Origin of the sequence: Halalkalicoccus subterraneus (genome assembly GCF_003697815.1) — an archaeon.
Lineage (GTDB): Archaea > Halobacteriota > Halobacteria > Halobacteriales > Halalkalicoccaceae > Halalkalicoccus > Halalkalicoccus subterraneus.
Map to the genome: position 1 here is coordinate 47,352 of NZ_RDQG01000021.1, position 13,772 is coordinate 61,123.

The following is a 13,772-nucleotide window of genomic DNA, read 5'->3' on the forward strand; positions in this document are numbered from 1 at the left end:
GCCGCACACACTCGACACCGAATGACTGACGGATTCCACCCACACTCCGACCATGTCTGAGCGACTCGACGTCGCGTTCGTCCCGGCCGAATGTCCGGGAAGCGACGGCACCGGCGCGACGCACAGCTCGACGGTATACATCGAACACCTCTCACACCACCACGACCTGACGGTGTATGTCTCGACGCAGATGGACGCCGGGGAGGCGACGCTCCCGGCCACCAACCGCGTCGAGTACGTCCTCCACGATGGGCTCCCGAAACTCCCGCACCCGATCTTCACGAAGATCGACGCCCTTCGCGAGGAGAGCGACGCCCTCGAACGTCACGACCTGGTTCACTCTTACTCCTCGGCGTTCATCCCGGTGCTCGCGGACCTCGACGTTCCGACGCTTCTCACGCTCAACTCCTACTTGCCCGTCTGTCCGAAGGCGGACATGATGTACCACGGCGAGCGCAAGTGCTCGGGGCCGGGCCGACTCAAATGCGCAACCTGCGTGCCTGCGACGGGCCTCAAGCGGAGACAGGGGCTCGAAGCTGAACTCAGGCAGGGGTACGTTTCGATGGGTCAGATCCCCTTCGTTCAACGATCGATGGACCGAGCGAACGAGATCACCGCGTATCACGCGCTCTCGCCGCATTTAAAGAACGACTACGCACAACTCGGGTTCCCTGCGGAGGCGACGACTGTCGTTCCGCACTTCTACGACGAGGAGTTCTACCGGCCGCGCAAGGACCCGATCGAACCCACCGAGCCGATCGACGCGCTGTACGTCGGCGCGCTGCAGGACATCAAAGGGATCGACACGCTCGTCCGGGCGCTCGCGCTACTCCGTCGGCGCGGGCGCGACGTCGAACTCCGGATCGCCGGTCGTGGGCCGCTCGAACCGCAGCTCAGGGAGCTCGCGACCGACCTCGGCGTGAACGACGCGATCACGTGGCTGGGCTATGTCGATCACGGGAAACTCCCCGATCTCTATCAGTCCTCGGACGTGTTCGTCTACCCGGGCATCATCGACGAACCGTTCGGACGGGTCATGCTCGAAGCACTCGCGGCCCATACCCCGATCGTCAGCGCCGACGTCGGCAGCATGGACTACATCGTCGGACCGGCCGGAACGCTCTTCGAACCCGGCGACCCACAGTCGCTCGCGTCGGCGTTCGATACCCTCTCTGAGGACTACACGTCGTATCGGGAGGCTATCCCCCATCAGTTGGAACGCTTCGCGCCAGAAACGGTCATCGACTCGTTCTGTACGCTCTATGCGGAGACGGCTGCGACGACTGACCCTGATCGCTCAACGTAGCCGCCCGTTCGGTATGTCGTCCGTTTTCCGACGGACGCGTCACTATCCGGTTGGTGCACAAAAAACGGTGTGATCTGGTGTACCGACTGGTAGCGTCTAAGACTGATTCTCTTCGGAATCGTTACCGAGACCTTCGGAGTCGTTCTCCATCTCGGAATCGTTACCGAGGCCTTCGGAGTCGTTCTCCTCGGAGTCGTTACCGAGACCTTCGGAATCGTTCTCCATCTCGGAATCGTTCTCCTCTTCGCTACCGAGGCCGCCTTCGGAGTCGTTCTCCATCTCGGAGTCGTTCTCCTCTTCGCCACCGAGGCCGCCTTCGGAGTCGTTCTCCTCACCCTCGGAGCCGTTATCCTCGCCCTCGCCGCCTCCGTTGCCGCTGTCGGTACATCCCGCGAGCGCGAATACACTTGCTGCGCCTGCTGCTTCGACGAATCGCCGTCTGCTGAGTTTCTCTTGCATTTGTCTTCCCCCGGTGACCCTTAGTGGCCGAACGGGGTTTACTATATATCGGCTAAATCTTTGACGACCGATCGAACCCGACCTAGCTGATCGAAAGGGTATGAATGTAGCTGAAAGTGGCCGGAACCGGCCTACTCCGATGATCGATCAAAAACAGCCTCTCGACACCTATAACGGGCGTTTGAACCGATTCAACTCTATATTATGATATTTTTATGGTACCATTTCGTCCTTCCACACACGAAAAGGGACATTAAGGAGTGGCCGGTAGTAGGTGTCGAAGACGAATGATTCGGTTATCGCCCTGCACGACCCGCACTTTCCATGCCATGGAGACACATGGATAGGGGAGTTTCCGTTCCCGTCGGGCTGCTCGCAGCGTTCGTCGTTTTGGTGGCGCTCGTGGTCGGCGTCGCCGGTGGGGCACCCCTCGCCGACGATCCGAACGACGCCAGCGGCGCGACCGGCGTCGACAGCGACTCGATTGGTATTCATAACGCGTCCGTCGGTGGACAGGGATATATCGAGGGGCAGGAGGAGCTCGTCTCCGAGCATCCCGGTCCGGCCTACGTCTGGTCGACCGAGCCGTTGACGGTCAACGCGACCGTCGGCGGCGCGGCCGACGAGGAGTATACGGTCTGTGCGGAAGCCACCGACACGGACGGCGACGTCCTGTCGGAGCTCGGCTGTCAGAACGTCACGTCCGCCGGTGGCGATCAGACCGTCGAGTTCGGGATCGAGGGCTGGTCGGACTATCAGGGCGAAAGCTGGATCACCATCGAAGTCCGCGACGGGAGCGACACGGTGACCTACTACGAAACGGTCCCGGTCACCGTGCTCCAGCCGGATGGCGACCTCTCGGGTGACGGGTTGACCAACGCCGAGGAGGTCAGATACGGCACCGACTTCACCACACCCGACACGAACGGCGACGGACTGACCGACTGGGAGGAGGTGAAGGTCCACGGGAGCGACCCCCTTGAAACCGACACGAGCGGCGACGGGGTCAGCGATGCGGCCGCGGTCCGCCTCGGACTCGACCCGACGATCCCGTATCTCCCCTACGTCTACGTCGGCGGCGGTCTCTTGCTCGTCGGCATCGTCGTCGTGGGCGGCGGCGCGTTGGGCTGGCATCTCATGCGCCGGTACACGAGCGGGAATCCCGTAGAGACGACGGACCACGAGCCGACGATCGACGACTCCTCGGGCGAGCCCCGACCCGCTCCCCCGACCGACGACCCGGTTTCCGAACCGGCACCGGAACGCGACAGTGAGGGACTACCCCTGACCAAAGAGGAAGAGATCTGCCGGCTCCTGCGCGAACACGAGGGTCGGATGAAACAGTCCCAGCTCGTCGACCGGACCGAGTGGTCGCAAGCGACGGTCAGTCGTCTCGTCTCGAAGCTCGAAACCGACGGCACGATCACCAAGCTCCGTTCGGGACGGGAGAACATCGTCGAACTCCGGACGCCCGAATCGGAGCCTTCTGACGCGTAATCAGTCGATCAGCGCGAGTCGCGTGGTCTCGTCCGCGGTATCGGGCGACGGGTTCTCCGGTGCGTCGCCGTGATAGAGGAGGAACCAGATGTAGACGTCGCCGTCGGTCGTCGGCCCGGCCTCGTACGCGGTCCGCTCGGTTTCGCCGTCCTCGACGGTGGTCTCGAACCGATCGAACTCCGTCCCGTTACCGACGTTCTCGACGGTCCGTCCGTCATCGCTCAGGGAGACCTCCTGCTGGTAGACGACCGTCGTATACGTCTGTGTCTCGCCCTCGTGGTTCTCGATACCGACCGTTATCGGGGCGGTCTCGCCCGCCGAGAGGTTCGTCGGAAGGTCCGTTGCCGTCAGGTTCCCGTCGTCGTTCTCCGAGAGCAAATACAGCTCCGTGTGGGGCTCCTCGTCCGGCAACGACGGGGCGGCGATCGCCATGTACGCCCCGCCGACGAGCAGGACGAGCAGACTGAACACGAGCGTGACGTTCAACAGGACGTGGCGTTTGTTCTCCGGTTCGAACGCCTGCCGGTGCTCCCCACGACGACGGTTTCGAACCCGAAAGAGGTTCGGGATGCCACTAACCGAGGCGCCGATACCCGGTCCGTACCGGTTTTCGGGAACGACCCGGGCGCGCCTGAGGAGTCCGACCAGCCCGAAGAACACGCTCCAGGCGACGACTGCAACGCCGATCGGCAGGAGCGTGATACCATATGGAGTGAAGTTCGCGGCGTACGCGATCATCGAGACGATCGCGAGACTCAGCGCGATCGACAGGACGACGCGTTCGACGGTGCCGAGTCCCTGACCGTCCTCGTCCGGCGCTTCGGGAAAGAGCGCGCTGATGAGGGCGTATCCGGGCAGCAACAGGACGAGCGGGAGGGCGAGTGCGATACGGATCGGCGTGATCGTCGTCCCGAGGACGAGGATTCCGACCGCGGCGAGTGCACTGAAGAGGACGAGAGCGAGGAGGTCTCCCGCCCACCGGTGGGGCTTCATTTCCTCCACCTACGCGAGGTGCCATCAAAAACCCCGCGACCGACGTTCGCGGCGATACCTCGGCTCTCGGTACCGATTGACATTGATTGGGAGCCGCTAATACGCCATCGATGGGGCTTAATACGTTTATAACAAAGCCCCCACTACTCAGTAACTAAAGCGAGAACGGACTCCGTCCGCTCGCGCTTCAACCATGACCACGACATCACTCTCCCCTGTCGTCCCGTCTACCGGGCCGACGACAGGACACGACTACATCACCCGATCGGCGTTCGAGACCCCTCGTGCCGACGGACTGCGTCCCTTCGGGGGCAACAGATGATCCCCATTGCGAACCCCGACATCGGCGAGGGCGAACAGGAGGCCGTCGCGGACGTCCTCGATTCGGGCTACATCGCGAGCGGCGACGTCGTCACCGACTTCGAAGAGGAGTTCGCCGCGTTCTGCGAGGCCGATCGCGGCGTCGCGACCGCGAACGGCACCGCCGCCCTTCACGCGACCTGCGAAGCGCTCGACGTGCGGGGACAGGCGGTCGTCACGACGCCCTTCTCGTTCGTCGCGACGGCGAACTCGATCCGACTCGCGGGCGGCGAACCGGTGTTCGCCGACATCGACCCCGAGACGTACAACCTCGACCCCGACGCGGCCGAGGCGATCCTGCGCGAACGCGAGGACGTCGCGGCGATCATGCCGGTGCACCTCTACGGTCTGCCGGCCGCGATGGATCGGTTCGTCGAACTCGGCGAGGAGTACGACGTCGCCGTGATCGAGGACGCCGCACAGGCACACGGCGCGACCGTCGACGGCCGACCCGTCGGCTCGATCGGCGACGTCGCCTGCTTTTCCTTTTACCCGACGAAGAACATGACGACGGGCGAAGGGGGAATGGTGACGACGGACGACCCCGAGATCGAGGCCGGCGTTCGCCAGTTCATCAACCACGGCCGCGACGGCAGCGCCCAGTACGCTCACACGTCCGTCGGCCACAACCTCCGGCTGACGAACATCGCCGCCGGGATCGGGCGCGTCCAGCTCGATCGGCTCGAAGAGTTCACCGAGGCCCGCCAGGACAACGCGAGGCGACTCACCGACGGGCTCTCCGACACGGGGGTCGAAACGCCGGTCGTTCCGGACGACAGGACCCACGTCTATCACCAGTATACGGTCCGTACCGAGGACCGCGATGGACTCAAGGAAGCGCTCGAACGGGCCGACGTCGGAAGCAAGGTCTACTACCCGACCTGCATCCACGAACTCGCCGCCTACGATGGCTACAGCGCCGACGTCCCGAACGCGTCCCGTGCATGCGACGAAGTGCTCTCCCTGCCGGTTCATCCGCACGTCTCGGCGGACGATATCGATCGGATCGTTGATGCCGTCGCGGACGCTGGGGTGAACCATGTCTGAGCAGCCTCCGGTCAGGGTGGGCGTCATCGGCGTCGGCAGCATGGGCCAGAACCACGTTCGCGTCTATCGGGAGCTACCCGAAACCGAGCTCGTCGGGATCCATGACGTGGATATGGAGCAGGCGCGCTCGGTCGCCGAGGCGTTCGGCACGGACGCACTCGATATGACCGACCTACTCGAGTCGGTCGACGCCGTTTCGATCTCGGTCCCGACGCAGTTCCACTACGACACCGCCCGCGAGTGTATCGAGGCCGGCGTCAACGTTCTGGTCGAGAAACCCCTCGTCGAGGACCTTGCGGACGGCCGGGCACTGATCGACTTCGCCGACGAACGCGACGTCGTTCTGCAGGTCGGCCACATCGAGCGGTTCAACCCGGCGGTCATGACGCTGATGGAACTGCTCGACGATATGGAGATCATCGCGATCGAGGCCCGCCGTCTCGGGCCGCCGCTCGATCGGGAGATCGATGACACCGCCGTGATGGACCTGATGATCCACGACCTCGACATCGTGCTGTCCATCTTCGGGGAAGAAGCAGAAGAGGTCCACGCCGTCGGTGCGCGGGACACGAACTACGCCACGGCGACGATCCAGACCCCGTCCGGTCGGATCGGGCAGTTCACCGCCAGCCGCGTGACCCAGCAGAAGGTCCGCGAGCTAACGATCACCGCCGATAAATGTCGAGTGGTCGTCGACTACATCGACCAGTCGATCGAGATCACTCGCCAGTCGCTCCCCGAATACGTCGATCAGGAGGGCTTTCGCTATCGCCATGAGAACGTCGTCGAACAGGTGCTCGTCGAACGCCGCGAGCCGCTGAAAAACGAGCTCTCGGCGTTCGCCGAATCGGTCAGAACCGGCACCGAACCGGTCGTGACCGGTGAGGACGGTCTTCGAGCGCTCTCGCTCGCACGCGAGATCGACGGGCTCGCCGCCCCGAAACAGGACGCACCGACTGACACCCTTTGAGACGACTCATGTACCAGCCATCACCCGGGAGAGCGACACTCTCCTATAGCTTGCACACAAATACACCCATGAGTTATGTCCGAGAAACAACCGAAAAACGGAGGGATCGCTGAATGAGCGACACGCGCCTCGATCTCGGCGAGGACTGCGTCATCGACGACCCCGACACCGTGGGATATCTCCACGACGAATCGGCCGATCCTGCCGTCATCGGTGATCGGGCCCGCATTCGCAAGGGGACGATCGTCTACGCGGACGTCGAGATCGGGGACGACTTCACGACGGGTCACAACGCCCTCGTACGCGAGGAGACGACCATCGGCGACGACGTGATCGTCGGTACGGACACCGTCATCGACGGTACGACCGAGATCGGCTCGCACGTCAGCCTTCAGACCGGCGTTTACGTCCCGACGGACACGACGATCGGCTCGAACGTCTTCGTCGGTCCGCGTGCGGTGATGACGAACGACCCCTACCCCGTCCGGCAGGACGACGACCTCGTGGGCCCGACCCTCGAGGACGGCGTCTCGATCGGCGCGAACGCGACGATCCTCCCCGGGGTGCGCATCGGCGCGGGCTCGTTCGTCGCCGCGGGGGCGATCGTCACCGAGGACGTTCCTCCGCACACCCTCGCGTTGGGGACGCCCGCGCGACACCGCGACCTTCCCGAGTCACTCTCGGGGGAGAACCTACTCCATGAGTAATACAGTACGGAGCGCTCCGGCGCTCTACGGCTCCGAGGCATCGACGGACGAACAACGCAGTGCCCTGACCGGTGGCGAGATCCCCGTTGCGGTCTACGGACTCGGCAAGATGGGACTGCCCCTCGCGTCGGTCTACGCCGACGTGACCGGTAACGTCACCGGGATGGACGTCGACCCCGAGGTCGTCGAGGGCGTCAACGCCGGTGAGAACCATATCACTGGTGAACCCGGCCTCTCGGACCTCGTGGGCGAGGTCGTCGACCGGGGCGCGTTCTCGGCAACGACCGACGGCGCTGCGGCCGCGGAGGCCGCCCGAATCCACGTCGTGATCGTGCCGACGCTGGTCGACGAGGACAGCAAACCCGACCTCTCGGTCGTCGAGACGGTGATGGAACAGATCGCCTCGGGACTCACACCCGGCGATCAGGTGATCCTCGAATCGACGGTGCCCCCCCGCACCTGTCGTGACGTGGTCGCTCCGCTGCTCGCCGAGGAAAGCGGACTGGACCGCGAGGAGTTCGGCGTCGCCTTCTGTCCCGAGCGCACCGCGAGCGGGCGGGCGATCGAGGACATCCGTGGGGCCTACCCCAAGATCGTCGGCGGGATCGACGCAGAGAGCACCCGCGTAGCCGAACTGATCTACGGCGAGATCAATAGCCAGGAGATCATTCCCGTCTCGGACGCGACGACCGCGGAGGCGGTCAAGGTGTTCGAAGGGGTGTATCGCGACGTCAACATCGCGCTCGTGAACGAGCTGACGAAACACGCCGAAGAACTCGAGATCAACGTTCTGGAGGCGATCCAGGCCGCGAACACCCTGCCGTTCTGTGACCTGCACATCCCCGGTGCGGGCGTCGGGGGTCACTGCATCCCCTACTACCCGCACTTCCTGATCCAGATGTTCGATGCGGACTCGCGGCTGATGGAACTCTCTCGCGAGATCAACGACACGATGCCGACCTACACCGCGGAACTCGCCCTCTCCGGGCTGACGAAGCACGGAAAGGAGACCGAGGGAAGCGACGTGCTCGTCCTCGGGCTGACCTATCGGGCCGGCGTCGACGAGCTGCGCGCGACGCCCGCGGTGGGCGTCATCGAGCGTCTCGCGAGTGCGGGCGCGAACGTCACCGCGGTCGATCCGATCACCGACTCCTACGAACCGTTCGAGGACGCGGGCGCGGAGGTCACCTCGCTCGACGATGCGCGCGAGCGAAGCTACGACGCGGTCGTGCTGGTGACCGCCCAGGAAGCGTTCGAGGAGCTCGAGATACCTGCGCTGGCGACCGACGACCCGCTGGTGGTCGTCGACGGCCGGCAGGCCCTGACGGAGCTACAGAATGAACACGGAATCTACTACAGAGGGATCGGTATCAATGCCTAATTCCACAACGAAAACGGTCTGTATCGTCGGCCTCGGTTACGTCGGCCTGCCGCTCGCAAGCGCCTTCGACGAGGAGGGGCTCGACGTGATCGGCTTCGACGTCGACGAGGAGAAGATAGCGGAACTTTCGGAGGGTCGCGACCCGACCGGTGAGATCGGCGACGACGTCGTCTCGAAAAGCGGGATCGAGTTCACGACGGATCCGGCTCCGATCGAGCGTGCCGACTACGCCATCATCACCGTGCCGACGCCGGTCGACAGCATGAAGAACCCGAATCTCGACTTCGTCGAGAGTGCGGGTCGGACCGTCGGCGAGCACCTCTCGACCGGCACGACCGTCGTCCTCGAGTCGACCGTCTACCCGGGCGTCACGCGGGACGTCCTCGGCCCGGCGATCGAGGAGGCCTCGGGGCTGACCCAGGGTGAGGAGTTCAACATGGGGTATTCGCCCGAGCGGCTCTCTCCGGGGACTGATAAGAGTCTCCGCGAGGTCAAGAAGATCGTCAGCGGCGACACCGACGAGACGCTCGAGGACTTAGCCGCGCTCTACGGTACCATCATCGACGCCGGGCTTTATCACGCTGAGACCATCGAGGCCGCGGAGGCGGCGAAGGTCCTCGAGAACATCCAGCGTGACGTGAACATCGCGGTCGTCAACGAGCTCGCGCTGATCTGTGACCACATGGGACTCGACACGCAGGAAGTGATCGATGCGGCGTCCTCGAAGTGGAACTTCCATCCGTACACGCCGGGGCTCGTCGGTGGTCACTGCATCCCAGTTGATCCCCTGTTCCTAGTGCATGGCTCCGAACGCGCGGGATACTCGCCGAAGCTCATCCTCCAGGCCCGCGAGGTCAACGAGTACATGCCCAAACACACCGCGGAGCTCACGCTCAAGGCGCTCAACAAGTCCGGCAAGGTGCTTCAGGACAGCCGGCTGGTCGTGCTCGGACTCGCGTACAAGCCCAACGTCGGCGACCTTCGAACCTCCGAGATCGGCGGCGTCATCACGACGCTTGCCGAGTACGGAATCGAGTGTGACGGTTACGACCCCCTCGCACCCGACGAGAAGATCCGCGAGTCGTTCGGGATCGACCCGCTTTCCGAGATGGACTTCGACGGCGCGGACGGGATCGTGCTGGCGACGCCCCACGACGAGGTTCTCGAGGAGTTCGATCTCCGAGCGGCGAAAGAGCAACTCGCCGACGATCCCGTTCTCGTGGACGTGAAAGGCGTGCTGGATCAAGCCGAGGTCGAGGAGGTCGGTTATGCCTACCGCAAGCTCTGAGGGCGGACGCCTGCTGATCGCCATCCAGCATCCAGCGCACGTCCACTTCTACAGGCACGCGATTCGCGAACTCGAGGACGACCACGAGGTCTCGATCGTCGTGCGCGACTCGGAGGTCGCGACCGACCTGCTCGACGCCTACGGGTTCGAATACGACGTGATCGGTCGTTCGGCCTCGGGAATCCGGTTGCTCGCCGCCCAAGGGCTCTACGAGGCGCGGATGCTACGTCACGCCCGCGACTTCAGGCCCGACGTGATGACCGCGATCGGCGGGTCCGCAGTCGCCCACGTCGCGCGTGCCGTCGGTGCGAAGAGCGTCGTCTTCACCGACACTGAACACGCGACGCTGACGAACAGGCTGATGGCCCCCTTCGCCGACGAGATCTGGACGCCCGAGTGCTTCCACGAGGACTTCGGCGAGAAACAGGTTCGGTATCCGGGCTATCACGAACTCGCCTATCTCCATCCCGATCGGTTCACCCCGGACGAGTCGATCCGTGGGGAGGTCGGGGTCGCGTCCGACGAGCCGTTCGTCGTGCTCCGACTCGTCTCGTGGGAGGCCTCCCACGACGCCGGCGCGGGCGGTATCGACGACGTGGGTGATGTCGTCGACCGTCTCGAAGCCACGGGGGCGACGGTGTTGATCACCGCCGAGGGCGACCTACCAGAACGCGTGCGCGATCGACAGGTGGACATCGAGCCCCATCGGATGCACGACCTGCTCGCCGAGGCGTCGCTGTTCGTCGGCGAGGGTGCGACGATGGCGGCTGAAAGTGCGGTGCTCGGAACGCCCGCAGTCTACGTTAACACCCTTCGGATGGGCTATACGGACGAACTCGAGGCGCGTTACGGGCTCCTGTTCAATCGGCAAGGGGCGTTCCGTCACCGAATGGCGATCGAGACGGCCGAAGCGGTCCTCTCGGGGGAGATCGATCGCGATTGGGACGCCGCACGCGAGCGCCTGCTCGCGGAGAAGGTCGATACGACCACCGTTATCACCGAGGCACTCACTGGCGATGGCACTCGATAGCGTCCTGCAGTTGGTGACGACGCGTCGATCCTTTTTCGACCAGCAGGTGCGGGCACTCGAAGCACGCGGCGTCGACTGTACCGTCCTCGAAGTTCCCCAACCGGACGATGGACGCGGAGCAAACGCGTTCGCGCGGTTTTATCGTAACGTCCTTCGGGAAGCAACGTTCGGCGAGTACGACCTCGTTCACGCGAACTACGGGCTGGTCGGCCCGTTCGCGCTGGCCCAGCCTACCCGTCCCGTCGTGCTTTCGATTTGGGGATCGGAAGTGATGGGATACTCGAACAGGCTCGATCGGACGACACGCTTCGCCGCGCGCCACAGCGATGCGGTGATCGCTCCGTCCGGAGCGGTTTCACGGGAGCTCGATGTGCCCCACACCGTGATCCCGTTCGGCATCGATACCGACCTGTTCCGACCGATCGATCGGGATGAGGCACGCGAGTACCTTGGTTGGGACCCCGACCAACGGATCGTCCTCTTTCCGTATGACTCCACACGTGCAGTGAAGAACTACCCATTGGCCGAGCGCGTCGTCGACCGTCTCTCGGTGGATGCTGAACTCCGGACCGTCTCAGGACTGGACTACGAGGAAATGCCCTACGTGATGAACGCGAGCGACGCGTTGCTCGTCACCTCCGAGCGCGAAAGTGGCCCCATGGTCGTCAAAGAGGCGCTCGCGTGCGATCTCCCGGTCGTGTCGACCGACGTCGGTTTCGTTCGTGACGTGCTCGCCGGCGTTTCGAACTGTTCCATTGACCGATCCGTGAACGATCTGTCGGCCAGCCTCGATTCGATACTCAAGCGGGGTCTACGCGCCGATGGGCGGGACGTTATCGGTGATTTAGGCATCGAAACGATGGGTGACGAACTCCTTACGCTGTACACAATGATCGATCGCCTCGCGTAGAAACAAGAACACTTTTGCTGGAAACGGGCGCGCGAGAACACTCCCTTATCCCGTAGGTAGGCATAAGTGTATATGCGAGTTCACACTCATACCACTGTGTTCGGATGATTGAACGTCTGTATGGGGGACGTAGACCCGATTTGATTGAGTTCATAGACTAGCAAAAATAATTTCTTCTAATCGGAGACGATTGGTGGAACGATCCGAAACGGTCTAAAACGGGTCGGAACAACGGCCGATTTATTACGCGTGGCCCGGTATGTCATATGTGTCGAAATGATGTCGACTATCAATGCGGAGCAATCCTCCTCGGGCGATACCGTGGAGGCTGCCCCCTCTGAAGGATCCCTTTCGCGCGATGATATGTTCCATGTCCTTCAGAACGAGCGTCGTCGCCGTGTTCTACAGTATCTCTCGGACACGGAGGGGCCTGTCGACATGCGCGATATCGCAGAACAGGTCGCCGCCTGGGAACACGATACGACCGTTCAACAGCTCACCTCCGATCAACGGCAACGCGTCTATATCGCGCTGTACCAGTCTCACCTCCCGAAACTGGCCGATTTCGATCTCATCACCTATAACCGAAACCGTGGCGTCGTCGAGCGGACTGCCCTCGCCGATGAAGTCGCGCAGTATCTCGATCCCAACGGCGCGAACGACCACTCCGACGGAAACACCACGTGGACGCGCTACTATGGCGGGACGACCCTCGTTAGTATCGGTCTGATCGCACTCACGGCACTCGGTATCTTGCCGTTTACCAGCATCGCATTGGCATCCGTAATAACGGCTATGTACGCGATAGTCACAGTGGGATTCACGCGATGGTCGGACGATTGATGGCTGATTTAGGGAGTACAATAGTCCCACTCACCGGTACGACAGACGTCCGTGTCGGTTCACCGAGTTACGTCGGTTTCGCCTCATCGGGGGAAGCGACCGTGGACACCTCCTCGTCCCGATACGGCATCGGAGTCGGATTCGGTCCCGGAGCCGTTGCACTGCAGTCGACGCCCGGTATCGACTGCATGATGGCGCTCATCGTCGGTCTGCTAGGTGGCATGCTCGCTGGAATGGCGATCTCCCGTGCTCGTGTGTCCGAGCCCGACAACCCCTCGGGAAAGGTCCCGTGGACACCGCCGATGGCTGCGGACGACACTGAGACCACCACTGCGGATCGAACGTACGACGGGGACCGGGCGTTAACCGACGAAGAGCGTGTCGTTCAGTTATTGAGCGCGCACGAGGGGCGCATGAAGCAATCACGGATCGTCGACGAGACCGACTGGTCGAAGGCGAAAGTCAGTCGGTTGCTCTCGGCGATGGCGGAACGCGACGAGATCACGAAGCTGACGATCGGGCGGGAGAACATTATCTTCCTCGGCACAGTGGACGAGGGCTACGTCTCAGGCGAGGGTTCGAAGCGCTGAGGCCAGAATACACACCTGCTTTGAGGGTTGGGTCGGCAGCGTGAGACCTGACCCTGTCGCGTTGGGTCCGATAGTGGTTGCGAACCGGTTCGACGGTGTCCAGATCCGGATCGAATCCCGTCGTAATCGGTAATCCTTGATGTACGAACTATCAGTGAATGGGTGTCTCTATTGAGTGTCAATTGTCGGGTATCATCGACCCGTTTCGCCATCCTCTGGCGGGGTCCCCGCTCGATATTTTTCATCCTCTTTCTTATGGTTCCGCTCGTCGTTTAGCAGGCTTTTAGTCTCCGTATAGTAATACCCATGAGAGACTACCGTTCGAGTAGAAGTCGACCGACGTATACCCGCCGCGAAACCACTTCCAATCATGATACACGACACCCCTCGA

13 protein-coding genes are annotated in these 13,772 nt (G+C 63.0%); 11 read left to right on the forward strand and 2 right to left on the reverse strand.

What is annotated here, in order from left to right; translation table 11 throughout:
- The first annotated feature begins 52 nt into the window (after positions 1 to 52).
- On the forward strand, positions 53 to 1,306 hold the full coding sequence (locus EAO80_RS05740) for a glycosyltransferase family 4 protein (RefSeq protein WP_122088969.1): 1,254 nt from the start codon (positions 53 to 55) through the stop codon (positions 1,304 to 1,306).
- A 96-nt stretch (positions 1,307 to 1,402) separates the two neighbouring features.
- Here the strand turns inward: EAO80_RS05740 and EAO80_RS05745 are convergent, their stop codons facing one another.
- A complete protein-coding gene (locus EAO80_RS05745; RefSeq protein ID WP_122088970.1) occupies positions 1,403 to 1,765 on the reverse strand; it encodes a hypothetical protein in 363 nt (120 codons plus the stop codon).
- Between the two features lie 324 nt (positions 1,766 to 2,089).
- Between EAO80_RS05745 and EAO80_RS05750 the strand changes: the two genes are divergently transcribed.
- Positions 2,090 to 3,262 carry a helix-turn-helix transcriptional regulator gene (locus EAO80_RS05750; RefSeq protein WP_162993903.1) on the forward strand — a complete coding sequence of 391 codons (1,173 nt, stop codon included), beginning with the start codon at positions 2,090 to 2,092 and terminating at the stop codon, positions 3,260 to 3,262.
- Here EAO80_RS05750 and EAO80_RS05755 read toward each other — a convergent pair whose 3' ends face one another.
- Positions 3,263 to 4,255 carry a DUF1616 domain-containing protein gene (locus EAO80_RS05755; RefSeq protein ID WP_122089010.1) on the reverse strand — a complete coding sequence of 331 codons (993 nt, stop codon included), beginning with the start codon at positions 4,253 to 4,255 and terminating at the stop codon, positions 3,263 to 3,265.
- 318 nt (positions 4,256 to 4,573) lie between these two features.
- On the opposite strand from EAO80_RS05755, the gene EAO80_RS05760 reads away from it, so the two are divergent.
- From EAO80_RS05760 to EAO80_RS20745, 9 genes are all read left to right on the forward strand, one after another.
- Positions 4,574 to 5,662, forward strand: coding sequence for a DegT/DnrJ/EryC1/StrS family aminotransferase (locus tag EAO80_RS05760; RefSeq protein WP_122088972.1), 1,089 nt, complete (start codon positions 4,574 to 4,576; stop codon positions 5,660 to 5,662).
- The gene (locus EAO80_RS05765) at positions 5,655 to 6,632 is read left to right on the forward strand and encodes a Gfo/Idh/MocA family protein (RefSeq protein ID WP_122088973.1); all 978 of its coding nucleotides are present in this window, start codon (positions 5,655 to 5,657) and stop codon (positions 6,630 to 6,632) included. Before EAO80_RS05760 ends, EAO80_RS05765 begins: the two co-directional genes overlap by 8 nt.
- A 113-nt stretch (positions 6,633 to 6,745) precedes the next feature.
- Positions 6,746 to 7,339, forward strand: a complete 594-nt coding sequence (locus EAO80_RS05770) for an acyltransferase (protein ID WP_122088974.1) — start codon at positions 6,746 to 6,748, stop codon at positions 7,337 to 7,339.
- Positions 7,332 to 8,720, forward strand: coding sequence for a nucleotide sugar dehydrogenase (locus EAO80_RS05775; protein ID WP_122088975.1), 1,389 nt, complete (start codon positions 7,332 to 7,334; stop codon positions 8,718 to 8,720). Before EAO80_RS05770 ends, EAO80_RS05775 begins: the two co-directional genes overlap by 8 nt.
- Entirely contained in the window at positions 8,713 to 10,008 is a 1,296-nt protein-coding gene (locus EAO80_RS05780) for a nucleotide sugar dehydrogenase (RefSeq protein ID WP_122088976.1), read from the forward strand. Before EAO80_RS05775 ends, EAO80_RS05780 begins: the two co-directional genes overlap by 8 nt.
- Positions 9,989 to 11,038, forward strand: coding sequence for a DUF354 domain-containing protein (locus tag EAO80_RS05785; protein ID WP_122088977.1), 1,050 nt, complete (start codon positions 9,989 to 9,991; stop codon positions 11,036 to 11,038). Before EAO80_RS05780 ends, EAO80_RS05785 begins: the two co-directional genes overlap by 20 nt.
- A complete protein-coding gene (locus EAO80_RS05790) occupies positions 11,025 to 11,948 on the forward strand; it encodes a glycosyltransferase (protein WP_122088978.1) in 924 nt (307 codons plus the stop codon). The genes EAO80_RS05785 and EAO80_RS05790 overlap by 14 nt, the downstream gene beginning before the upstream one ends.
- Positions 11,949 to 12,311: 363 nt before the next feature.
- Positions 12,312 to 12,791: a DUF7344 domain-containing protein gene (locus tag EAO80_RS05795; RefSeq protein WP_449404318.1), complete on the forward strand. Its 480-nt coding sequence runs from the start codon at positions 12,312 to 12,314 to the stop codon at positions 12,789 to 12,791.
- A gap of 101 nt (positions 12,792 to 12,892) precedes the next feature.
- Positions 12,893 to 13,381, forward strand: coding sequence for a helix-turn-helix transcriptional regulator (locus EAO80_RS20745; protein WP_368280512.1), 489 nt, complete (start codon positions 12,893 to 12,895; stop codon positions 13,379 to 13,381).
- The last annotated feature ends 391 nt before the right edge of the window (positions 13,382 to 13,772 follow it).